Raw genomic sequence first — 21,971 nt, 5'->3', positions numbered from 1 at the left:
ATAGACCGACCGCCGGACTTGCAACCGGACTCCTCGCCGGGGCATGATCGGGGAAGAGGGCCGCAGGGTCGGCCATGAGGTTGGAATGTTCAGCGTCAGCCAGGATGAAGCCGCCGCAATCCAAAGGGCGTTTCACGAAAGCGGCGAATGGGCGGCCGTCGTCGAGTTGCGGCGGCATTTCCACATTCAGGACAATGTGAACGCCCTGAACGCCGTCCGCTCCATCGTACGATGGGCCCAGCCGCCGCATCCCTCGCCTGCCGTCTGAGCCGCCTCAGCCGATCAGCCCCGCCACCGCCCGCGCCACCTCGGCATGGATCGCATCCTGCTGCTTGAAACCCTCCGCGGTCTGGGTCAGGTAGCTGGCGACCAGCAGCGGCGCACGGCCCTCCGGCCAGAGGATGGCGATGTCGTTGGCCGTGCCGTTGGTGCCGGTCCCCGTCTTGTCACCGACCCGCCAGCCGGCCGGCAGACCCGCGCGCAGCCGCTTGTCGCCGGTCTTGTTGGCGACCATCCAGTCGATCAGCTGCCGGCGGGAGTCCGGCCGCAGCACGTCGCCGACCAGCAGGCGTTCCATGCTGTGCACCATGGCGGCGGGCGTGGTGGTGTCGCGCGGGTCGCCGGGAATAGCGGTGTTCAGCGTCGGTTCGTTGCGGTCGAGCCGCGTGATCCTGTCGCCGATTCTCCGCAGGAAGACGGTCAGGCCGGCCGGGTTGCCGACGCCGGGCAGCAGCAGGTTCGCCGCGACGTTGTCGCTGAGCGTCATTGCCGCCTCGCACAGTTCGGCCACCGTCGGCGGCGTGCCGTTCAGCCTTTTCTCCGAGAAGGGCGCATAGGGCACCAGATCGGCCTTGGTCACCGGAATCTGCCGGTCCAGCCGGTCCTTGCCCTGGTCCACCGACTTCAGGACGGCAGCAGCCAATAGAAATTTGAAGGTGCTGCACATCGGGAACCGCTCGTCGCCGCGCCAGCCATGCAGCCGCCCGGTCCCGCTGTCGAGCACCGCGACACCCAGCCGCCCGCCGGTGCGCCCCTCCAGCTCCGTCATGCGCGCCGCGAACGCCTCGTCGCCGCTCCCTTTGGCTGCTTTGTTTTTACTGGATTCCGCAGCCTGCGCCCCGGCCGCTGACAGCAGCAGAACCCCACCCGTTGCCGCCAGGAACCCCCGTCGTCCGATCATTCCAACCTCCCTCCGCGTCGTTGCGATGGCCGGACGATAGAAATCCCGACGAAGGCCGGCAAACGAGCTTTCCTCGCGGAAGACCATAATTAAACTTATGCCTTGCCAGCGTGTCGCCATGGCAGGCTATGGGGCACCGCGGCAAGAGGCGGATGAGGGAGGGAGCAGGCCGATGCCTTTGCGTCAGGAGATGGAGACGGACCGCTTCGAGGCGACGGCCGAGGACGGCAGCGTCCATGCGGTGGTCGAGATGACCAGCTTCATCCAGATGGTGACCTTCCGCGGTCCCGCCGGCTGGGTGCCGGAGGGCAAGAGCTATCGCCTCGTCGACGGCGAAGCGGTGGAGCCGACGCCGGACGGCGGCTTCCGCATCGCCGCGTCGGGGCTGGCGCTGCGGCGGCCAGCCTGAGGCTACCCATGCGGAGCCCGGCCACGCTTTCCACTGGCGCGGCCGGGGTGGTTGAGGCCATCCTCCCGGCAACACCGGTCCCGACCCGTTCGGGCCGCAAATCAGGGAGACAGAGATCGTGACCGCGCCCTTCATCCTTTACGGCAACGTGAATTCCCAGCCCGCGAGCCGCATCGCCCTGTTCTTCCGGCTGGCCGGTATCCCCTTCCGGTACCGCCATCTCGATCTGCGGGCCGGTCAGCAGAAGTCTCCGGAATATCAGGCGATCAACCGCTTCGGCCGGGTGCCGACGCTGGTGCATGGCGACCATTCGATCTCGGAATCCAGCGTGATCCTGACCTATCTGGCCGAACAGACCGGCCAGTTCGGTGGCCGCGACGAGGCGGAGAAGCTGCGGCTTGCCGAATGGCTGAGCTGGCTGGCCGACGTGCTGCTGCCGGTCCAGCGTGCCCGTGCGGTGCGCAAGTTCAACGGCGACGCCAACGCCCTGCCCTGGCTCGACGCCTCGGCGGCCAGCGGGCTGAAACTGTTCGACCAGCATCTGGCCGGCCACAGCTACATTGAGAGCGAACGGCTGACCATCGCCGACATCTTCGCCTTCCCCTGGATCGACCTGCTGAGCGAATCCGCGGTCGATGAGAAGGACTATCCCAACGTCAAGGCCTGGGCAGACCGCATCCGCACCCAGCCGGGCTACAAGCCGCAGTACGAGCTGATGCCGTCGGCAGATGCCGAGTGCTGAGGTAGTATCAAGGCCGTTGCGGCGGGCATCCCGCCGCAACATCTTACCCCCGTGTGTCGTCGATCACCTTGCCGTCATTCGGCAAACTCCCCGGCGCGACGAACTCGACCGCCCCCTTCAGCTTCGTCACCGACGCCAGGGTCTCGCGGATGACGGTCGACAGCGCCTCGCCGGTCTCCTCCGCTTCGCAGCGCAGGGTCATGGTGTCGCTGGCGTCCTGGCGGCCGACGACCAGACGAGCGCGGGCGACCTGGGGATGGCGGCGCAGCACCTCGGCGACCTGGCTCGGGTGGACGAACATGCCCTTGACCTTGGTGGTCTGGTCGGCGCGGCCCATCCAGCCCCTCAGCCGCATGTTGGTCCGGCCGCAGGGGCTGGCGCCCGGCAGCACCGCCGACAGGTCGCCGGTGGCGAAGCGGATCAGCGGATAGGCCGGATTGAAGATGGTCACCACCACCTCGCCCACCTCGCCATCGGGAACCGGGTCGCCGGTGCCGGGGCGGACGATCTCGACGATGCAACCCTCGTTCACCACCAACCCGGAGCGCGCCGCGGTCTCATAGGCAACGATGCCGAGGTCGGCGGTGCCGTAGCACTGGGTGACCTCCAGCCCACGCGCTTCGTAGAAGGCGCGGGCGTCGGGCAGATAGGGGCCGCCCGACACGCAGGCGATGCGGATGGAGGAGACGTCCAGCCCCAGCGCGTCGCCCTTCTCCAGGATGGTCTTCAGGAAATCGGGCGTGCCGATATAGCCGCACGGCTTCAGGCTGGCGACGACCTGGGCCTGCATCTCGGTGTTGCCAGTGCCGGCCGGGATGACGGCACAGCCGATGGCATGCGCCCCCGTCTCGAACATCGATCCGGCGGGGGTCAGGTGGTAGGCGAAGCAGTTGTGGGCGAGGTCGCCGGCGCGGAAGCCGGCGGCGAACAGCGCGCGGGCGCTGCGCCAGGGATCGACGCCATGCGGTTCCGGATCATGGATCGGGCCAGGAGAGGCGAAGACACGGGCCAGCCGGCCGATCTCCACCGCAGCCAGACCGCCAAAGGGCGGATTTTCCTGCTGGAGCGCGATTAGGTCGGTCTTGCGCGTCACCGGCAGGGTGGCGAGCGCGTTGCGGTCGTGGATCGCCGCCGGGTCGATGTCGGCCAGCAGCCGGCGGAAATAGGGGGACGCGTCCTTGGCGTAGTGCAGATGGGCGGGCAGCGCCGCGAACTGTTCGGCCTCGCGCCGGTCGGAGGAACGGGTTTCGAGGTCGTCGTAGTAATCGGTCATGGTCGTTCGTCCGTTCAGGGGTCGGCCGATCAGGTGGCGGGCATCGGCGGTGGGGCATCGGCACGCTGACGCCCGGCCACTCCCCTCAAATCCAGCGTTTGCGCCGCTTGAAGCTCTTCAGATTCTTGAAACTCTTGCGCTCCTCGTTGCCGCCGCCGAGGTAGAATTCCTTCACGTCCTCGTTGTTGCGCAGCTCTTCGGCGGTGCCGTCCAGCACGACCTTGCCGTTCTCCATGATGTAGCCGCGGGTTGCGGCCTGGAGGGCCATGCGGGCGTTCTGCTCCACCAGCAGGATGGTGACGCCAAGGTCCTTGTTGATCTGCTGGACGATGCTGAACACTTCCTTCACCATCAGGGGCGACAGGCCCATGCTGGGCTCGTCCATCAGGATCAGCTTCGGCCGGGCCATCATCGCGCGGCCGATCGCCAGCATCTGCTGCTCGCCGCCGGACAGGTAGCCGGCAAGGCCGGTGCGCTCCTTCAGCCGGGGAAAATAGCTGAAGACCATGTCCAGGTCGTCCTTCACCCCATTGTCGCGGCGGGTGTAGGCACCGAGGCGCAGGTTTTCCAGGCAGGTCATGTCGGCGATGATGCGCCGGCCCTCCATCACCTGGAAGATGCCCTTGCGGACGATCCGGTCGGGGTCGATGCCGTTGATGCGCTCGCCGGCGAAGGTGATGTCGCCACGGGTGACCTCGCCGTCCTCGGTCTTCAGCAGGCCGGAGATCGCCTTCAGCGTCGTCGACTTGCCAGCGCCGTTGGCACCCAGCAGGGCCACGATCTCACCCTCCGGCACCTCCAGGCTGAGGCCGCGGAGCACGAGGATCACGTCGTTGTAGACGACCTCGATGTTGTTGACGGACAGCATCATCCGCTTCGCAGCCGTGACGGGTGGCGCGACTGGAACATTGGTCGAAGCGGCCGTGGCGGTGTTCAGCATGCGGCACCTGAGCTTTTCGGAAGATGACCGGTCGGAAGAAGGGGGCGCCCCCGTCGATGAAGTACGGAGGCGCCGGGTACTCAGCGGCTTACCAGCCCAGCCATTCCGGCTTGCGCGGAACGTCGACGGTGGTCAGCTTCTCCAGCTTGATGGTGCCGGCCTTGACCAGATCGGCGACACTGGCGCCGGTGTCGCCCGTCACCTGGGCGCGGTAGATGTTGACCGCCGTCATGCCGCGGTGGTCGGCGTCGGTCCAGGTCGAGGGAACGCAGACGCCCTCCAGCCCGGCCGGGACCCAATCCTTCTTCTGGTACATCGCCTTGCGGATGTTGGGGCCGGTGACGCCGCCGTTCTTCGACGCCCAGTCCATCGCCTCCTTCATGTAGAAGGCGGTGCAGACGCCGGCCATGTAATGCACCGGGCGGTAGGCGTTGCCCGACGCGTCGGAGATCTTGGAGATGTCCTTCAGCGTCTTCATGCCCGGCACCTCGGCATTCCAGGTCACGGCGGTGCGCATCGGAAACACCACGCCGTTGGCGGCAGCGCCGGCGGCCTTGGCGGCGTTCTCGTCCATGCCCCAGACATTGCCCATGAACTGCACCTTGGCGCCGACCGTCTGGCAGGCCTTCAGCACCGAGATGTTGGAGCCGGCAGTGTTGCCGAGATAGGCGTAGTTGGCGCCGGCCTCCTTCAGGGTCAGGCATTGGGCGGTGTAGTCGCCGGGGGTCAGGGCGAACTGCACGGCCGGCAGCACGTCGAAGCCCAGCTCCTTGGCCAGCTGCTCGCCGGCATCCTTGGGCGCGTTGGGATAGGGGTGGTTGGCACCCATGTGGACGTATTTCGGCTTGCCCTGGCCGCCCTGCTTCTTCCAGTCCTCCGCCGCCCACATCAGCATGCCACGCAACGCGTCGGAATAGGATGGACCGTAGAAGAAGTTGTAGGGCGCCGGCTTGGAGCCGTGCGGACCCTTGCCGGTCGGGTCGGTCAGGTGGCCGGAGTAGGAACCGGAATAGGCCGGGATCTCGTCCTTGCCGACGAAGCCGGTCAGCGCCTCGGTATCGGCGGTGCCCCAGCCCTGGAGGGCGGCGATCTTGTCGCTGCCCGACGACCACTTCTTGTACTGGCTGATCGCGCGCGGCGCCTGATAGCCATAGTCAACGGTGTCGACCGCCAGCTTGGTGCCGTTGATGCCGCCCTTGGAATTGATGTAGGCCAGCGCGTCCGCGACGCCCTGCGCATAGGGCACGCCGACGTCCGAGGTGGCGCCGGACTGGTCCGCCAGATGGCCGACCGGAATGTCGGCATAAGCGGTGGCGGAGGTCGCCAGCAGAAGAGCCGAAGTCGCGAACAGCGCGGTCTTGATCGACATGGTGCGTTTACTCCCCATTCTGTTCTGTTTGTTGATCGGCGAAAGCGTCAGGATCAGTGCGAGAAGGGATAGAGCTTCCAGTAGGCCTTGATCTGCTTCCAGCGGTGGGCCAGCCCGTCGGGCTCGAACACCAGGAACAGGATGATGACGAGGCCAATCGACATCTCGCGCAGGAAGGCGATGTTGTCCTTCAGGTTCAGCGCGGTATCGAGCGCGGTGCCGCTGACCAGCTTGGTCAGCGCCTGCATCGCCTCCGGCAGGAAGACCATGAAGGCGGTGCCCATCAGCGTGCCCATGATCGATCCCAGCCCGCCGATGATGATCATGCCCAGGAACTGGATCGAGAAGAGGATGGTGAAGCCCTCGACCGACACGAACTGGAGATAGTGGGCGTACAGCGCGCCGCCGATACCGGCATAGAAGGCGGAGATGCCGAAGGACATCGTCCGGTACTTCGTCAGGTTGATGCCCATGATCTCGGCGGAGAGATAATGGTCGCGCACCGCCACCAGGGCGCGGCCGTCGCGGGTCCGCATCAGGTTGGTGGCCAGGATGTACATCACCACCAGCGCCACCAGCGCCACGTAGAAGAAGCGCTCGTCGGTGTCGAAGGCAAAGCCGAAGATGGTCAGCGGCTCGGCGATGGTGCCGGCGGTGCCGCCGGTGAACCAGTCGGCCCGCGCGAAGAAGTCCTGCAGGATGTACTGCGCCGCCAGCGTGGCGATGGCGAGATACAGGCCCTTCAGCCGCGCCGCCGGCATGCCGAACAGCAGCCCGACCAGCGTCGTCATCACGCCGGCCAGCGGGATGGCGAGCGCCACCGGAACGCCCAGGCTGTTGCTGGCCCAGGCCGAGGCGAAGGCGCCGAAACCGAAGAAGGCGGAATGGCCGATGGAGATCTGGCCGGTGAAGCCGACCAGGATGTTCAGGCCCAGCGCGGCGATGCCGAGATAGCCGATCTGGATCAGCAGGCTGAGCCAGTAGCGGTCCATGAAGGCCGGACAGGCCAGCAGCAGGATCACGCCCAGGATCGCGAAGTTGCGGCTGGTCCTGGTCGGGAAGATGGTGGTGTCGGACCCGTAGGACGTCTTGTAATCGCCGCTCGGGATGATGCTGACGGATGCCATGGGGGCCTCACACGCGCTCGATGTCTTTGGTGCCGAACAGGCCGTAGGGCTTGATCATCAGGATGGCGATCAGGACGTAGAAGGGCGCGATCTCGTACATGTTGCCCCAGTTCAGCCACTGGCTGTCCAGGTAGTGCGCCATGTTTTCCAGCACGCCGACGATCAGGCCGCCGACCACGGCGCCGATGACGCTGTCGAGGCCGCCCAGGATCACCGCCGGGAACACCTTGATGCCGAAGAAGGACAGCGCCGACGACACGCCGTTGACCACACCCACCGTGACGCCGGCCACCGCCGACACCATGGCGGAGATCGCCCAGCTCATCGCGAACATGTGGCGGACCGAGATGCCCAGCGACTGCGCCACCTGCTGGTCGAAGGCGGTGGCCCGCATGGCGAGGCCGACCCGCGAATATTTGAAGAACCAGCCAAAGCCCGCCATGATCAGGATCGAGATAACCAGCGACATGACGTAGACGGTCTGCACCTCCAGCCCGAACAAATTCATGGTGGGACTGGCGAAGATCGGCGGGAAGGGCTTGGCGAAGACGCCGAACATCCACTTCATCGCCGCCTGGAAGACGATGGACAGGCCGATCGTCACCATGATGACGGAGATGATCGGCTCGCCGATCATCGGCCGCAGCACGACGATCTGCAGGATGACGCCGAAGGCCAGCATGAAGGCCAGCGTGATCGGGAAGCCGATCCAGAAGGGCAGCTGCCAACTGGTGAGAAGCCACCAGCAGGTCCAGGCGCCGATCAGCAGGAATTCGCCCTGCGCGAAGTTGACGATGCGGCTGGCCTTGTAGATCAGCACGAAGGACATGGCGACCACGCCATACAGCGCGCCGACGATCAGGCCGTTGACGAGAAGCTGAAATAGAAGGGTCATGGCGTGGCCTCGCCCGTGAGGATCGCGTTATTCCCTCTCCCCCCCGGGGAGAGGGTTAGGGTGAGGGGGTTGCATGGCGAGGAGCGTCCGGCAGGCGGTTCCCCCTCACCCATCCTCTCCCCGGGGGGGAGAGGGGTCAGTTCCATGCACATAAGCGTCACGCCGCAACCGGCTGCCGCGGCGCCTTGGCGGCGGCGGGAGCTAGATCGATGACGGTCAGCGTCGTGCGGATGCGCTGCTTGGTGCCGTCCTGGAAGGCGATCGTCGTGTCCACGTCGATCTTCGGCTGGCCGGCATAGATGCTGTCGATGATGGTGCCGTACTTCTCAGCGACGACGCCGCGGCGCACCTTGCGGGTGCGGGTCAGCTCGCCGTCGTCGGCGTCAAGCTCCTTGTAGAGCAGCAGGAACTTGGAGATGCGCTGGTATTCGGGAAGCGTCTGGTTGACCCGCTCCACCTCGCTGCGCAGCAGTTCGTACACTTCCGGCTTCGAGGACAGATCGGAGTATGTCGTGAAGGCGATGCGGTTCTTCTCCGCCCATTTGGCGACGATGGAGAAGCGGATGCAGACGATCGCCGACAGATAGTCGCGCTTGTCGCCCAGGATCACCGCCTCGGCCACGTAAGGGCTGAACTTCAGCTTGTTCTCGATATATTGCGGGCTGAAGCGGTCGCCGCGCGCGGTGGTGGCGATGTCCTTGATGCGGTCGATGATGACCAGATGGCCCTTCTTGTCGAAGAAGCCGGCGTCACCGGTGTGCATCCAGCCGTCGCGCATGTCGGCGACGGTCGCCTTCTCGTTCCGGTAATAGCCGGCGAACATGTTGGGGTGGCGGGTGACGACCTCGCCGACGCCGTTGTGGTCGGGATCGATCACCTTCACCTCGATGCCGCCGTCGAACGGCACGCCGACCGTGTCGAAATCCACGTCGGTGCCGCGATGGACGGTGTAGGCGCCCATCGTCTCGGTCTGGCCGTAGATCTGGCGTAGCGGCACGCCCAGCGCCTGGAAGAACTTGAAGGTATCGGGACCGAGAGCCGCACCACCGGTCGCTGCCGATTTAAGGTTGGTGAAGCCCAGCCGGTCGCGCAGCGCCTTGAACAGGATCGCGTCGGCCATCGCCGAGCGCTGCCCCTTCGCCAGCGCCTCCAGCCCCAGCTTCATGCCGAGATCGAACATCTTCTGCTTGAAGGGCGAAGCGTCCATCATGCGGGCGCGTACGTCGGCGGCGATGGCCTCCCACAGGCGGGGGGCAAACAGCACGAAGCTCGGTCCGATCTCGCGGAAATCGTGCATCATCGTCTCGGCTTCCTCGACGAAGTTCACGCGCATCCGCGACACCATGCCCATGCCGACCGCATAGACCTGCTCCATGATCCAGGACAACGGCAGGACCGAGACATACTCGTCCTCCGGCCCCTTGGGATCGGCCGACAGATAGCTGGCGACATGGCGGATCAGCCGGCCGGCCGGCAGCATCGCCATCTTCGGGTTCGACGTGGTGCCCGACGTGGTGCAGAGGATGGCAACCTCCTCCCCCCTGGTCGCCGCGACCATGCGGTCGTAGAGGTCCGGCTGCTGCGCATGCAGTTCCTCGCCCATGGCCACCAGTTCGGTGACCGGCATCAGGCGGGGATCATGGTATTTGCGCATGCCGCGCGGGTCGGAATAGATGATGTGCTGCAAGGTCGGCAGCCGCTCGGCGAGGTTCAGCAGCTTGTCGACCTGCTCCTCGTCCTCGGCGAACACCACCTTCACATCAGCATAGGTGATGAGGTAGGCGACCTCCTCGTCCAGCGCATCGCGGTAGATGCCAAGGCTGTAGCCGCGCACCGCGTGGGTCGCGATCTCGCCCATCACCCAGTCGGGACGGTTGTCGCCGAGAAGCCCGACGACCTCGCCCGGCACGACGCCGAGCTTGGTCATGCCCAGCGCGAAGGCGCGGACACGGGCATGGACCTGGCTCCAGGTGAAGGTGCGCCAGATGCCGAAATCCTTCTCGCGCATGGCGATGTCGCCGCCATGGTCGCGGGCATGCAGGGCCAGCAGCTTCGGCAGGGTGTCATTGACGGCCAGATCGGGAAGAGTGGAGGTGGACATCACGCGACCTCCTTCCGCGGCGGAACGACGGCGGTGATCGCGGCAGGCGCCTCTTCCTCGTCGTCCTCGCCCAGATAGGCGCGGCGGACGCGGGGATCGGCCAGAACCTCCTCCGGCTTGCCCTCGGCGATCTTCTTGCCGAATTCCAGCACCATCACCCGGTGCGAGATGTCCATGACCACGCCCATGTCGTGCTCGATCATGACCACGGTCATGCCGAACTCCTCGTTCAGGTCAACGATGTAGCGGGCCATGTCCTCCTTCTCTTCCAGGTTCATGCCGGCCATCGGCTCGTCCAGCAGGATCAGGTCCGGCTTCAGCGCGATGGCGCGGGCCAGTTCCACCCGCTTGCGCAGGCCGTAGGACAGGGTGCCGGCAGTGGCCTTGCGCACATGCTGGATTTCGAGGAAGTCGATGATCTCCTCCACCTCGCGGCGGTGGGACAACTCCTCCTTCCTGGCACCGGTCAGCCAGTAGAGCGACCCGGTCAGGAAGTTGTTCTTCAGCAGGTGGTGGCGGCCGACCATGATATTGTCGAGCACGGTCATGTGCCCGAACAGCGCCAGATTCTGGAAAGTGCGGCCGATGCCGAGCGAGGCGCGATGGTTCGGGGTCATCCCCGTCACGTCGCGTCCCTTGAAATAAACCTTGCCGTCGGTCGGTCGGTAGCGGCCGGAGATGCAGTTGACCATCGAGGTCTTGCCGGCCCCGTTCGGGCCGATGATCGAGAACAACTCGCCCTTCCGGATGCCGAAACTGACGTCGGTCAGCGCATGGACGCCCCCGAAGCGCAGATTGACGCCCCGAGCCTCGAAGATGGTCTCCGCCTGGGTGGTGGGCGACTTTTGGCCAGGGGAATTTTGGCCAGGGCCGGGGTGTGGTGCGACGGGCGCGCCTGACATTTCCTCCTCCGTTGCTGTTGGTACCGCTTCTCGGGGTCACGATCCGGCTCTTTGGCGGCCGGCGGGGTCCATATTGTGGACCGTTTCATGAGCAACTTCCGCACTATATACCGTGCCTCCTTCTGTTTTCAACACTGACATTCCGCTAGCGCATGTTTTTTGTTGCGGTAAGCCGCCACACGGTCCATATGATGGACCTCATGAACAGTCCCGCCGACATCGCCGCCCCCTCGGCCGCCCCCAATGCAGCCGGCGGCACCCAAAGCCTGGAACGCGCCATCGCCCTGCTGCGCGCGGTCGCCGACGCCGAAACCGACGGTGCACGGCTGGCAGACCTGATGACCGGGGTCGGGCTGTCGAAGGCGACCACCCACCGGCTGCTGATGGCGCTGGCGCGCGACGGGCTGGTGGAACAGGACGGTCGCAGCAAGCGCTATCACCTGGGTCCGGATCTGGTGGCGCTGGGCGATCTGGCGGCGCTTCGGCATCGCCCGCCGGCACCACCTTCCCTCCCTGCCCTGCCCCCGTCGCCGGAGGCAGCGGCGCCGGTACAACCCTCGCCGCCCGCCCTGATGGTGAGGCCTTCGGCCTTCCTGCGGCCGGAATATCGCGGCGACTCCATCGCGCTGGCGACCCTGCTGTGCGACCGCCATGTCCGCGCCGCCGACGGCGCGCGGGCGGCGCTGCTGCATGAAAGCGTGGCCGGCCAGACGACGGAACTGAGCTTCGCCCGGCTGGCCCGTGATTCGGCGCGCTTCGCCGCCGTGCTGGCCGGCATGGGGGTGGGACCGGGCAACCGGGTGGCAGTCCTGCTGCCCAAGGGGCCGGAGCTGCTGATCACGGCGCTGGCGATCTGGCGGCTGGGCGGCGTCTACATGCCGCTGTTCACCACCTACACCGCCTCGGCCGTCGCCTACCGGCTGGCCGACAGCGATGCACGCGCCATCGTCACCAACGGCTTCCTGCGCCGCAAGGTGCCGCGGGACAATACCCGCCCGGTGGTGACGGTGGAAGGTGACGAGGCCTTCGGCCCCGATGCCATGCCCTTCTGGTCGTCGCTGCACGAGGCCGCGCCGCTGGCCGAGGTGGCACGCTACCGCGAAGGCGACGCCTTCGCCCTGATCTACACCTCGGAATCCGAGCCGACACCGCTCGGTGTCTCGCTGCCGGTCAAGGCGCTGTCGGGGATCGAGCAGTACATGCGCATCGGCCTCGACTTGCGCGACGACGACATCTACTGGAACATGGCCGATCCCGGCTGGGCCTATGGCGCCTATTACGGGCTGGTCGGGCCGCTGCTGCTGGGGCGGACGACGATCTTCTGCGACGGCCCCTACGACGTGCGGCAGGGCTACCGCATGCTGACCAAGTTCGGCGTGACCAACCTGACCGCCGCCCCGTCGCAGATCCGGGCATGGCACGGCGCCGATCCCGGCGTGTCGCATCAGACCGCGCTGCGCATCCTGTCGGTGGTGGGCGAACCGCTGCCGCCCGACCTGATCGCCTGGGCCAACCGGACGGTGAAGGTCCCCCTGCTCGACCAGTATGGCCAGCGCGAGACTGGCATTTTCATCGTCAACCGCTATGATCCCGAAGGGATCGGCCGCTACGAGTCCGAGGGGCCGGACGGCGCGGATCCGGTCCAGCCCGCCAGCGGTTCGCTCGGCCGGCCGATGCCGGGCTTCCGCGTCGTCATCCTCGACCCCGACGGGCGGGAGGCGCCGGTGGGCGGCGCCGGGGAGATCGCCATCGACGTCGATCACTCCCCACTGTTCTGGTTCGAATCCTACGCCAACAACCCGGACCGCACCGCCCAGCGTTTCCGCCATGGCCGGCGCTATTACCTGACCGGCGACCGCGCCTTCCTGGACGCCGACGGCAACATCCATTACCGCGGCCGGGCGTCCGACGCGATCCAGATGCAGCAGGGCGAATAGTCACGGACCGCCCTTTTCGGGTATAGATCGCCTCCAAGGAAGCGGCAGCCGGAAAAGCGTGAAGGACGGGAATGGAATCCAAGACGAAGAACCGCGAATCCTGGCTGGCCGCCGCCTTCACGGCGCTGGCCGAAGGCGGCGTCGACAAGGTGCGGGTGGAGGTGCTGGCGAAGGCCCTGAAGGTCACCAAGGGCAGCTTCTACTGGCATTTCCGCGACCGCACCGACCTGATGGACGCCCTGCTGGAAAGCTGGAAGCAGGGCCGCATCGCCGCCATCAAGGAACAGACCCGGCTGGATGGGCGCGAGCCAGCGCAACAGCTGCGCGACATGCTGGCGCTCTATGGCGGCAGCAAACCGCGCGGCATGGCGATCGAGCTGGCGGTGCGCGACTGGGCCCGCCGCGCGCCGGAGGCTGGAAACGTCATTGCCGAGGTCGACCGCGAACGCCTGCACAGCGTCGCCGGCCTGTTCGTGGCGCTCGGGCTCCCCGCCGACCAAGCCTTCGCCCGTGCCTACCTGTTCTACGCCTTCGCCTTCGGCCAGGGGCTGCTCGCCCCCGGCGCCGCCGCCGACCGGGCCGACGTGGTGCGGGCGATCTGCGCCGACGTGCTGGTGCCGGCGGCGCAGCCCTGACCCATCAGGGCATATAGGCCAGCCGCAGATTGCCCCAGTGCCGGCCGCGCACCACGATTGGCGCATCGACCTCCTTCAGGCGCACCATCTGGCCGCCGCCCATGTCGCGGCGGTAGGCCTGCAACAGGAATTCCCGGGTGTTGCGCGCCGCGGCGAGGCCGGAGCGGTCGGCGAACACACGGCGGTTGCGGCAGTGGGCCGCGTTCCAGACGGCGTCGCCCGGCCGCTGCGGTTCGGAATAGCGGCTGTTGTGGGTCGGCAGATAGCCGATGGCATTGACCGCCGCACAGAACTGGAAGCGCGGGTTGGCGGCCAGCACAGGCTCCTGGATCGCCGGGAACAGACGGTCGGTCAGTTCGGTGAAGGGGGCGAGACACTGTTCCGGCTCGGTACCGGGGATGGTCGACAGCTCGGTCGAGAACAGGGCCTCCTCGCCGATGCTGCCGTTCGACAATGCTCCCTCCAGCGCCTTCGCCATGGCCGTCGCCGCGTCCTGGGCGGTGCGGATGATGGCGGAATCCGCTTCGATCATCGCGTTGTAGGCGCTTTCCAGGCGGTTGGCCTGGGCATCGGAAAGGTCGTCCAGGGCCAGATGCAGGCCCAGATCGCTGGTCCCGGCGACGGTGGCCGGCAAATCGCCGACCTCGCGCAGGGTCACGGTCAGCCGTCTCTGCTCGGCGAACTCCGGCAGCCCTTTACTGTCGATCAGCAGCCCGTCCAGCGACAGGTCCAGCATGGTGACGGTGCGGCGGTCACCCGCCACCGTCATGGTGATCGGCTCCTCGCACGGGATGCGGTTGGAGACGCGGCGGTCGCCGGCAACCGACTGGCGCAGCGCGATGACCAGCCGGCGCTTCAGGTCGGCCACGGCGCTCTGGGTGTCGGTCATGCGGCGGGTGACGTCGGTGGCGATGCCGGTGATCTCGTCGGTCTGGTCGCGGATATGGAGCACGCTGCCCGACACCTGGGAGGCGCCGCCGGCGGAGTTGGTGGCGCTGCGCCCGATCTCCGCATTGGCGGCGGACTGTTCCTCCACCGCCGCAGCGGTGGCGGCGGCGGCCTCGTCGATCTCCTCGATCACCGAGATAACGGTCTGGATAGCGGTGACGCTGCCGCCGACCGCCTGCTTCAGCTGTTCGATCTGGCGGGCGATGTCCCCGGTCGCCCGCGACGTCTGGTTGGCAAGAGCCTTCACCTCGCTGGCGACGACGGCGAAGCCCTTGCCCGCCTCTCCCGCCCGGGCGGCCTCGATGGTCGCGTTCAGCGCCAGCAGGTTGGTCTGGCCGGCGATCTCGTTGATGAGATTGGCGACCTTGGCGATCTCCTCCGTCGCGATCTCCATCCGGCCGATGGCGGAGGCGGAGCCGCGGGCGCTGTCCACCGCGCGCCGCGCCACCTCGCTGGACCGGGCCGCCTGCCGGGCGATCTCGTGCCCGGCGGAGTTCAGCTCCTCCGTTGCGGCGGCGACCGACTGGGCATTGGCGCTGGCCTGCTCCGACGCGGCCGACACCACCACGGTGTTTTCGCGCACAACGCCCAACGACTGCATCAGGTGCTGGATACCGTCGCCGGCCCGCCGGCTCGCCAGTTCCACGCCCATCCAGGTGGAATCAAGGTCTCCCTCGATCGACTTGCAGGTCTCTAGCAGGGCCTGACGGGTCAGCGCCTTCTGGCGCAGCTCGGTCTCATGCTTCTCATGGATGCCGTAGGCCAGCTTCGCCTTCATGGCGTTCAGTTCCGACGCGACACGGCGGAATTCCGGCACGCTGACAGGCTCCATCGGACTGACGAAATCGCCCAGCGACATGCGGCCGAATGTCTTCTCGAAGGCTCTCAGCGGCTTCCGGAAGGTGGAGAGCAGCCACCAGGAGAGCAGTCCCGAAATGACCGCGAGGACGAGCACGATCCCCGCCGTCACGATGGCCCGGCCGGAGAAGTCCTCATGAGCCTCGGACACCTCCCGGCCGGCGCTGCTCATCTGGAACTTCAGCAATTCGCGATCCGCCTCGATGGCTTTCGCGAACAGCGGCGTGATCAGCGTGTGCACGCCCCGCTCCACCGAAAGCGCATCGCCGGACTTCACATGCTCCATGGTCGGACGCAGGCCGTCCTCCAGATATTTCGTGGACAGCTCGAGAAAGCGGTCGGCCAATGCCTGCTCTTCAGGCGATTTCGGCAGGGCGGCATAGGTCGTCCAGGCCGTCTTGATGCCCGCGACGTTGTCGTCGATCCGGGACAGCAGGCCCTTGATCACGGCAGGCTCGGCACCGTCCCGCACCTCGATGATCAGGCTGGTCGTGGTCTGGCGGTTGTCGGCCATGCGATCCAGGATTTCGCCGATCATCCCGACGGCGGTCAAACGGTGGCTGTGCATCCGGGTCAGGGACTGGTTGGACGCGGACATGCCGCTCAGCCCCAAGCCGCCGACGACCATCATGGCCGCGATCAGCAGGACGAAGGCACCGAGCAGCCGGCCGGTCATGCTCCCCCATGCCGCATCCAGACGACCGCGCAGCCCCTTACGGTGAAGTTCGCCGTTGCTGAGCCGGACAGCCGCGCGGCCGTCGCGCATTTCCGCATAGAGCCGGTCGGCCGCCGCGATCTCTTCGCGCGACGGCTTGGAGCGGATGGAGATGTAGCCGGTGACCTCGCCATTCTCCATCACCGGCGTGACGTTGGCCCGCACCCAATAGAAGTCGCCGCTCTTGGTGCGGTTTTTCACCAGCCCTTCCCAGGGACACCCGGTCTTCGCCGTCGCCCACAGGTCGGCGAAGGCTTCCTTCGGCATGTCGGGGTGGCGGACGATGTTGTGCGGGGCACCGATCAGCTCATGTTCGTCAAAGCCGCTGATCTCGATGAAAGCCTGATTCACGAAGGTGATGCGCCCGCCGGTGTCGGTGCGCGACACCAGCGGAACCCCGTCGGTCAGGTGAATTTCACGGTCGGTGATCGGTGTGTTGACGCGCATGACGCGGTTCCGCTCCAGCCAAAGCCTCGAACAGGATGGTCGGGCATGGTGGCGAAACGAAAGCAGCCGCATGACAGCTTCGGTCGTCCTCCCGGACCACAGCCTTCGCTGCAAGCGGCATGCCGCATCAATTTGTCAGCAAACAAACAAGCTTCGCTCAAGCTCGCACTGGGGACGCGAAATTGACGAAGCCCACTCCTCGCAAAATGCGTCCGGAAAAGCAGACTGGCCCCAAAGTACTATGCAATCTGGCAATTGCTATATTGTCTGATCCTTCAGCTCCGCAACGATCCTGTGGAGAGCCCGTCCAGCGGGATGGCGGTGACGCTCTTCACCTCTTCCATCACGGCGTAGGTGTGGGTTTCCCGCACGCCGCGCGCGGTGGACAGCAGTTCACCCAGGAACAGGCGGTATTCGTTCATGTCGCGCACGCGGGCCTTGACCAGATAATCGAAGCCGCCTGCCACCATGTGGCATTCCATGATCTGCGGCATGCGCAGGACGGTGGCCTTGAAGTCGTCGAAATTGTCGGGCGTCGTGCGGTCCAGCACCACCTCGACAAAGACCAGCATCCCCGCTTCCAGCCGGTGCGGGTCGAGCAGTGCTACATAGCGCTGGATGATGCCGTCGGCCTGGAGGCGCTTCACCCGCTCCAGGCAGGCGGCCGGGCTGAGGTTGATGCGGCGCGCCAGCTCCACATTGCTGAGGCGTCCATCGTCCTGCAATTCGCGCAGGATCTTGATGTCGGTGGAATCGAGGCTGCGGTCCATCGGCGGCTCGGAATGCTGTTCGGCTGGCGGGCCCGATCCTAGCGGAAAAAACGGGGCTAAGCCATGCCGGACCATAGCTGCAGCGGCCAGAACTGTTCTGCCCCGAAGCCCGTTTGCCTTGATGTGGCCGCTCAAGCAGCCAGCGGCAGGGTCACCGTCATGCGCAGGCCGCCGGTCGGACGATTCTCGGCGCGGACACGGCCGCCGAAGGCTTCGATGTTGCGCCGCACGATCCACAGACCGATGCCGAAATGCGCCGCTCCGGCCTGATGCGCCGCCGCCTCGTCGTCCGGCATGCCGCGGCCGGGTTCGCGGTGGGAGAAGTAGCGCTCGAAGATGCGGTCCAGGTTGGCGGGATCGACACCCGGCCCCTCGTCGTCCACCACCAGTTCGGCCCAGCTGCCGCTGCGGGTCAGCCGGACGCTGACCGTGCCGTCGGGCGGCGAGAAGCTGACGGCGTTCTCCACCAGATTCTCGACGATGGTCTCCAGCGTCTCCTCGCTGGCCCGCACCACCAGCCCGGCATCGATGCGCGAGCGCATGTGCAGGCGGCGTTCGGCCAAAAGCCCGGTATAGCCGCCGGCCATTCGCTCCACCAGCGACGACAGGTCGACGCGGCGCCGCGCGGGGGCCAGCAGGTCGGCAGCCGCCTCGTCCATGCGGCGGGCGAAGGAGACGAGGCCGTCCAGCTTGTCCAACGACTTTTCGATCATCGTCAGGGCGCGCTGGCTGCGGGCGTTCTCCGCCGGCATGGCGCGGCGCAGCGGCTCCACCGACTGGCGGATCACGGCGATCGGCGTCTTGAACGCGTGGGCGTTGTCCTCGGCGGCACGGCGCAATGACTGGGCGCTGTCGCGCAGGGTGGAGACCAGCCGGTCGAAATCTTCAGCCACCCCGGCCAGTTCCGGCACGGTGTTGCGCGCCGCGAAGGAGGCGTTGCCATCCTCCTGGTCAGGCACGTCCTCACCGCCGACGATGCGGCGGGCCAGGTCGCCGAAGCGGTTCAGGTTGCGCCAGATGCCGGCCAGCACCGCAAGCACCAGGGCGGCCATCGCCACATAGATCACCGCCGCGGCCTGGACCGCCGGCGTGCTCCAATAGGGACGGCCGATGGAGGAGGAGATATAGGCCTCGGTCGCGTGGCTGGTCACCAGTGCCCAACAGCCGAAGCTGGTCTTGATCGGGGTGATGGACGACAGCACCTCCTCCCCGCCTTCGACATGGGGGACGCGCATCGCCAGCGTCGCGTTGCCGGCACAGCTCGACCCCAGACGGTCCAGCACGCCCTGTTCGAGCAGCAGGCGCCGTTCGGCGTCGATATCGGCGGTCGACAGGCTCGGCGCGGCCGCAACGTAGAAGAAGGGTTCCGGCCCGGCCTTGGCGCCGGACGGTGTGGTGGCGTTGCCTGTGGCGGTCACCCGCGGACGCACCAGCAGCTTCAGCCGGGTGCGGTCGTCGCCGTAGCGGGCAAGCGCGATGCTCAGGCTGGGCAGGGCCGTGCGGTCGACGCCCAGCAGTTCGGGTTCCAGTGCCCGGGCGATCAGTTCGCCCTGGCGCTGGGCGCTTTTCAGCAGAAGCTGCTGCGACGCCTCGTCGGCCCGCTGGAACTGGTCATAGAGCAGGACGGGCACTGCGACGAAGACGAGGGTGAGCAGCAGCAGGCGGCTCGCCATCGAGCGCCAGAGCCAGAGCAGGCGGGCGGACGCCCGTCGGGGCGCCCGCATCGCCAGGTCAATCGGCAGCAGCGCCATCGATCAGCATATCCTCGCCCATACCATCCTCGTCACGGCCCTGGTTGGCCGCATTCTCCCCCTTGCCCCAGCGATAGCCGAAGCCGGGATAGTTCTCAATGCAGGCGAAGTTGGCGTCGACCGAGCGGAACTTCTGGCGGATGCGCTTGATGAAGGCGCGGACGTTGGCGCGGTAGCCCGACGGGCCGTAGCCGGCGACGAAGCCCTTGCCGTGGACCAGATCGTAGATCTCGCGATAGGACACATCCTCTTCCGGGCGGGTCGACATCAGCTTGACGATGTTGAACTCGGTCAGCGTCAGGTCGATGCGCTTGCCCTTCCAGAAGGCGCGGCTGTTGTCCAGGCGCAGTTCCAGCTCGCCCAGGCGGTGGCTGGTGCTGTTGCCCCCGGCCTCCGCATCCTCCAAGCCCTTGGCATTGTCACCCTTGATCCCATCCAGGATCAGGCGCATGCGCTTCAGCAGGATCGACAGGCTGCGCGACTTCTCCACAAAGTCCAGGGCACCACCGGCCAGCGCCGCCTCTTCATAAATCTGGTCGGACAGCACGGTCAGGAAGATGACCGGGGTGGCGATGCCGCGGGCACGCATCTGACGCAGCACGTCGATGCCATCCAGCTTGGGCATGCGCCAGTCGAGGAGGACGATGTCGACCGACCCGCCTTCGGCGAAGAAATCGAGCGCCGGTTCGCCGCGGTCGAAAGTGATGACCTCGTAGCCCTCGTCGCCGAGGTTGAGGCTGAGCGACTCACGGAACAGGTCGTCGTCGTCCACCAGAGCGATGCGGGCAATGGTCGGATCGGTCATTGCGGACATTCCCTTGTTCGACTCCGCCTTACTGAAACCCGGGGCGGGCAGGGCGCCCTGCGTCAGCTTGAGCGAGGAGTTGGGCGAAGCATCGGTGGTCGGCGTCAGGGACATTTTGGCTGCTCTTCATGTCGTAGGAGAGGGCGCGGAAGTCCTGGGACGAGGTCATATCCATGAAGAAGAAGACCTTGAGGGTACAATCGCCCTTGGCATACCGCCAGATCTTGGCGGGAGGCGCCTCTTCCCGTGCAACGGGGGACCCCAGGAGTTTGAGAGTCTGGACTTCGTCCAGCCCGACAAGGCTGTCGGGGTCGGCGTTGATGGTTGCGGGTTGGGTGGACATGCCCCCCATGGATGGAACCGTCGTCGGCATCGCCGCGGCGTTCGCCGAAGCAGACGTCGTTTGGGGAACCGTATCGGGCGCGATGGCCGCCAGCTGGGTGGAGGCCTGGGGAGAATTCTGGCCGGCATTCTGCGTGACCGCCAGATCGCCGGTGGTGACCGGCGGACCCGGTTGCGGCATCGGCAGAGCCGGCGCCAGCGCGGCGGCGTCGGCAATCTTGCGGACCGGCTTCTGCCTGGGCACCGGCGGAGTCGCCGTACGGGCATTCGGGTTGGCCGCCGTCACATCCGCTCCCCCCCACGGCCCGGCCGTGTTGGCCGGGCAACCAGCCAGCAGCAGGACCGCGACCAGCAGGCCCGCATGTCGGCCCCGGCCGGCGGCGTAGGCGCCATACTGCGCCACATCGCGGAGGACTGCCGGCACGGTCATGGGGGCGGGCCTTTCAAATCCAAGAGGAACGGGCATAACGGCATTAACAGGAGACGAACCATTTCCATCTAGCCTGGAAGTCAACTTCGCGTGCTGGTTGGAGTTGGCCGCGTCTGATGTCTCTAAACTCAATCCAGTCTGGTTAATGGCGCGTTAAAGCCACAGCCCTTACCCCCATTTTGCGAAAGCCCATCAATATTTTTCGGAGTTTCGTTTGATTTTCGAGCAAATCCGGCGAGATTCGCCCGATTCTTTGCTCAAAAGTGGTATGAATTCCGGCCGATCCATTACATGCCGATCGCTTCCCTGGTCATGTGCGAGGGGCGACAGGACGTGACAGAAATGAGGCGGGAGAATGGCCAGGATGGGACGGGACTGTGGCGACTGCCCAAAAAGCAGTCGGCACAAAAACAATCGGCGGCGGAGCCACCCGGGTATGGCTCCGCCGCCGTTCAGCCGGACGGGCAACAGGTCATATGGCGGCGCGCATGAAGCGGCCGTGGGTCGTTGCCACTGGAACTCCAGCCGTGGTTCCGGCCGGCCGTCAGGCCGGTCGGCGTCGTGGGAACGCTGCGTTTTCGGCACCATTCATCACGAAGACCATGATGCGCCGACTGGCTGGCAGCGTCAAGTTTGTAGCACGTACAATTTAGAATGCCGCATATCCGGACGATGCGGGGAGACGCTTTTCCACCCAATCCACGAAGCGTTTGGCGCCTGCGAGTGCCAACGCAGCCCGATCCACAGGCACCTCCGCATCCGGCCCCGCCTCATAGTCGGCAACGGCCTTGAGGGTGTAGGCTTGCGACAGGAAACGGCGCAGGTCGGCGGTTATGGTGGGGTCGTCCCTGGTCAATCGGCTGAACTCGGCTTGAACACCCTGATGCGTCTTCGCGATCCGGCCAGTCGTCTCGAAAATCAATGCCTGAGTGGCATGGAAGGCGGCAAGATAGGCGTTACGTCCGGCATCGTTCCCAAGATCAACACTGAGGTTCACGCGCGCATACTCCAGACAGCGTCTCGCCTTGTCGAGATATCCGGCGGCCTCTGGCGTCAAAGCTCGCGCCCTTCCCGGCGGATCTCGTGCATCAGGGGGGTGCGTTCGGCATAGGCATCGATCCGGTAAGGCATGGCATGGATCACCGCACCCGTCTCGTCCAGCAGGTTAGCGGCGACCCCGGCGATGCGGTCAACCTCATCCCACCGGTCGTTCAGATCGGACAGGAACACAGCGACGTCATAGTCGGAGTCTGGCCGCGCATCGCCACGCGCCCGTGACCCGAACAGCACGACACGGGCCAGCCGCGGTCCGTAAAGCCGGTCAAGATCCGCCCGAAAGCGGTCAAGTATGGAATCCATGGCTGCCATGATGGAAAGATAGCACCGATCGGAGAC

General features: G+C 66.2%; 20 protein-coding genes. 5 read left to right on the top strand and 15 right to left on the bottom strand.

Going from position 1 to position 21,971, the window contains the following annotated elements; translation table 11 throughout:
• The first annotated feature begins 85 nt into the window (after window positions 1-85).
• Window positions 86-268 carry a hypothetical protein gene (locus tag J2848_RS26580; RefSeq protein ID WP_246194167.1) on the top strand — a complete coding sequence of 61 codons (183 nt, stop codon included), beginning with the start codon at window positions 86-88 and terminating at the stop codon, window positions 266-268.
• A gap of 6 nt (window positions 269-274) precedes the next feature.
• Here the strand turns inward: J2848_RS26580 and bla are convergent, their stop codons facing one another.
• Window positions 275-1,180: a class A beta-lactamase gene (gene bla, locus J2848_RS26575; protein ID WP_149233834.1), complete on the bottom strand. Its 906-nt coding sequence runs from the start codon at window positions 1,178-1,180 to the stop codon at window positions 275-277.
• 172 nt (window positions 1,181-1,352) lie between these two features.
• Between bla and J2848_RS26570 the strand changes: the two genes are divergently transcribed.
• Both J2848_RS26570 and J2848_RS36185 read left to right on the top strand, forming a co-directional pair.
• A complete protein-coding gene (locus J2848_RS26570) occupies window positions 1,353-1,589 on the top strand; it encodes a hypothetical protein (RefSeq protein ID WP_149233833.1) in 237 nt (78 codons plus the stop codon).
• A gap of 118 nt (window positions 1,590-1,707) precedes the next feature.
• The gene (locus J2848_RS36185) at window positions 1,708-2,331 is read left to right on the top strand and encodes a glutathione S-transferase family protein (RefSeq protein ID WP_149233832.1); all 624 of its coding nucleotides are present in this window, start codon (window positions 1,708-1,710) and stop codon (window positions 2,329-2,331) included.
• Window positions 2,332-2,374: 43 nt separating this feature from the next.
• Here J2848_RS36185 and J2848_RS26560 read toward each other — a convergent pair whose 3' ends face one another.
• From J2848_RS26560 to J2848_RS26530, 7 genes are all read right to left on the bottom strand, one after another.
• Complete coding sequence (locus J2848_RS26560) at window positions 2,375-3,604, bottom strand: phenylacetate--CoA ligase family protein (RefSeq protein WP_149233831.1); 1,230 nt, start codon at window positions 3,602-3,604, stop codon at window positions 2,375-2,377.
• Between the two features lie 85 nt (window positions 3,605-3,689).
• Complete coding sequence (locus J2848_RS26555) at window positions 3,690-4,544, bottom strand: ABC transporter ATP-binding protein (protein WP_376992690.1); 855 nt, start codon at window positions 4,542-4,544, stop codon at window positions 3,690-3,692.
• 88 nt (window positions 4,545-4,632) lie between these two features.
• On the bottom strand, window positions 4,633-5,913 hold the full coding sequence (locus J2848_RS26550) for an ABC transporter substrate-binding protein (protein ID WP_149233830.1): 1,281 nt from the start codon (window positions 5,911-5,913) through the stop codon (window positions 4,633-4,635).
• 53 nt (window positions 5,914-5,966) lie between these two features.
• Window positions 5,967-7,040: a branched-chain amino acid ABC transporter permease gene (locus J2848_RS26545; RefSeq protein WP_149233829.1), complete on the bottom strand. Its 1,074-nt coding sequence runs from the start codon at window positions 7,038-7,040 to the stop codon at window positions 5,967-5,969.
• A gap of 7 nt (window positions 7,041-7,047) precedes the next feature.
• Window positions 7,048-7,935 carry a branched-chain amino acid ABC transporter permease gene (locus tag J2848_RS26540; RefSeq protein ID WP_012975679.1) on the bottom strand — a complete coding sequence of 296 codons (888 nt, stop codon included), beginning with the start codon at window positions 7,933-7,935 and terminating at the stop codon, window positions 7,048-7,050.
• 157 nt (window positions 7,936-8,092) lie between these two features.
• Window positions 8,093-10,036 carry a long-chain fatty acid--CoA ligase gene (locus tag J2848_RS26535; protein WP_149233828.1) on the bottom strand — a complete coding sequence of 648 codons (1,944 nt, stop codon included), beginning with the start codon at window positions 10,034-10,036 and terminating at the stop codon, window positions 8,093-8,095.
• Entirely contained in the window at window positions 10,036-10,938 is a 903-nt protein-coding gene (locus tag J2848_RS26530; protein ID WP_211103266.1) for an ABC transporter ATP-binding protein, read from the bottom strand. Before J2848_RS26530 ends, J2848_RS26535 begins: the two co-directional genes overlap by 1 nt.
• A 200-nt stretch (window positions 10,939-11,138) precedes the next feature.
• Here J2848_RS26530 and J2848_RS26525 point away from each other — a divergent pair, with 200 nt between their 5' ends.
• Together J2848_RS26525 and J2848_RS26520 are read left to right on the top strand one after the other, a co-directional pair.
• The gene (locus J2848_RS26525; RefSeq protein ID WP_246194166.1) at window positions 11,139-12,875 is read left to right on the top strand and encodes an AMP-binding protein; all 1,737 of its coding nucleotides are present in this window, start codon (window positions 11,139-11,141) and stop codon (window positions 12,873-12,875) included.
• 71 nt (window positions 12,876-12,946) lie between these two features.
• Entirely contained in the window at window positions 12,947-13,510 is a 564-nt protein-coding gene (locus J2848_RS26520; protein WP_149233826.1) for a TetR/AcrR family transcriptional regulator, read from the top strand.
• A gap of 4 nt (window positions 13,511-13,514) precedes the next feature.
• Here J2848_RS26520 and J2848_RS26515 read toward each other — a convergent pair whose 3' ends face one another.
• From J2848_RS26515 to J2848_RS26485, 7 genes are all read right to left on the bottom strand, one after another.
• On the bottom strand, window positions 13,515-16,478 hold the full coding sequence (locus J2848_RS26515) for a methyl-accepting chemotaxis protein (protein WP_149233825.1): 2,964 nt from the start codon (window positions 16,476-16,478) through the stop codon (window positions 13,515-13,517).
• Window positions 16,479-16,753: 275 nt separating this feature from the next.
• A complete protein-coding gene (locus J2848_RS26510; RefSeq protein WP_149233824.1) occupies window positions 16,754-17,248 on the bottom strand; it encodes an Lrp/AsnC ligand binding domain-containing protein in 495 nt (164 codons plus the stop codon).
• A 131-nt stretch (window positions 17,249-17,379) separates the two neighbouring features.
• Window positions 17,380-18,999 (bottom strand): sensor histidine kinase, encoded by a 1,620-nt coding sequence (locus J2848_RS26505; protein WP_149233823.1) that lies wholly within the window; start codon window positions 18,997-18,999, stop codon window positions 17,380-17,382.
• Window positions 18,980-19,804 carry a response regulator transcription factor gene (locus J2848_RS26500; RefSeq protein ID WP_149233822.1) on the bottom strand — a complete coding sequence of 275 codons (825 nt, stop codon included), beginning with the start codon at window positions 19,802-19,804 and terminating at the stop codon, window positions 18,980-18,982. The genes J2848_RS26505 and J2848_RS26500 overlap by 20 nt, the downstream gene beginning before the upstream one ends.
• 28 nt (window positions 19,805-19,832) lie before the next feature.
• Window positions 19,833-20,576 carry a hypothetical protein gene (locus J2848_RS26495; RefSeq protein ID WP_246194165.1) on the bottom strand — a complete coding sequence of 248 codons (744 nt, stop codon included), beginning with the start codon at window positions 20,574-20,576 and terminating at the stop codon, window positions 19,833-19,835.
• A 649-nt stretch (window positions 20,577-21,225) separates the two neighbouring features.
• Window positions 21,226-21,633, bottom strand: a complete 408-nt coding sequence (locus J2848_RS26490; protein ID WP_149233820.1) for a HEPN domain-containing protein — start codon at window positions 21,631-21,633, stop codon at window positions 21,226-21,228.
• Complete coding sequence (locus tag J2848_RS26485) at window positions 21,630-21,935, bottom strand: nucleotidyltransferase domain-containing protein (RefSeq protein WP_246194162.1); 306 nt, start codon at window positions 21,933-21,935, stop codon at window positions 21,630-21,632. Before J2848_RS26485 ends, J2848_RS26490 begins: the two co-directional genes overlap by 4 nt.
• Window positions 21,936-21,971 lie beyond the last annotated feature (36 nt).

This window comes from Azospirillum lipoferum, from assembly GCF_024170005.1.
GTDB classification, from domain to species: Bacteria; Pseudomonadota; Alphaproteobacteria; order Azospirillales; family Azospirillaceae; genus Azospirillum; species Azospirillum lipoferum.
Note: the sequence above shows the minus strand (reverse complement) of the source record. Positions and strands in the feature narration are given on the sequence as shown.

Coding starts and splice junctions, on each gene's coding strand:
- J2848_RS26530 (WP_211103266.1), bottom strand. CDS start 10,938: ATGTCAGGCGCGCCCGTCGCACCACACCCCGGCCCTGGCCAAAATTCC.
- J2848_RS26485 (WP_246194162.1), bottom strand. CDS start 21,935: ATGGATTCCATACTTGACCGCTTTCGGGCGGATCTTGACCGGCTTTAC.
- J2848_RS26545 (WP_149233829.1), bottom strand. CDS start 7,040: ATGGCATCCGTCAGCATCATCCCGAGCGGCGATTACAAGACGTCCTAC.
- J2848_RS26550 (WP_149233830.1), bottom strand. CDS start 5,913: ATGTCGATCAAGACCGCGCTGTTCGCGACTTCGGCTCTTCTGCTGGCG.
- bla (WP_149233834.1), bottom strand. CDS start 1,180: ATGATCGGACGACGGGGGTTCCTGGCGGCAACGGGTGGGGTTCTGCTG.
- J2848_RS26520 (WP_149233826.1), top strand. CDS start 12,947: ATGGAATCCAAGACGAAGAACCGCGAATCCTGGCTGGCCGCCGCCTTC.
- J2848_RS26495 (WP_246194165.1), bottom strand. CDS start 20,576: ATGACCGTGCCGGCAGTCCTCCGCGATGTGGCGCAGTATGGCGCCTAC.
- J2848_RS26540 (WP_012975679.1), bottom strand. CDS start 7,935: ATGACCCTTCTATTTCAGCTTCTCGTCAACGGCCTGATCGTCGGCGCG.
- J2848_RS26525 (WP_246194166.1), top strand. CDS start 11,139: ATGAACAGTCCCGCCGACATCGCCGCCCCCTCGGCCGCCCCCAATGCA.
- J2848_RS26580 (WP_246194167.1), top strand. CDS start 86: ATGTTCAGCGTCAGCCAGGATGAAGCCGCCGCAATCCAAAGGGCGTTT.
- J2848_RS26555 (WP_376992690.1), bottom strand. CDS start 4,544: ATGCTGAACACCGCCACGGCCGCTTCGACCAATGTTCCAGTCGCGCCA.
- J2848_RS26570 (WP_149233833.1), top strand. CDS start 1,353: ATGCCTTTGCGTCAGGAGATGGAGACGGACCGCTTCGAGGCGACGGCC.
- J2848_RS26505 (WP_149233823.1), bottom strand. CDS start 18,999: ATGGCGCTGCTGCCGATTGACCTGGCGATGCGGGCGCCCCGACGGGCG.
- J2848_RS26560 (WP_149233831.1), bottom strand. CDS start 3,604: ATGACCGATTACTACGACGACCTCGAAACCCGTTCCTCCGACCGGCGC.
- J2848_RS26535 (WP_149233828.1), bottom strand. CDS start 10,036: ATGTCCACCTCCACTCTTCCCGATCTGGCCGTCAATGACACCCTGCCG.
- J2848_RS26515 (WP_149233825.1), bottom strand. CDS start 16,478: ATGCGCGTCAACACACCGATCACCGACCGTGAAATTCACCTGACCGAC.
- J2848_RS26500 (WP_149233822.1), bottom strand. CDS start 19,804: ATGACCGATCCGACCATTGCCCGCATCGCTCTGGTGGACGACGACGAC.
- J2848_RS26510 (WP_149233824.1), bottom strand. CDS start 17,248: ATGGACCGCAGCCTCGATTCCACCGACATCAAGATCCTGCGCGAATTG.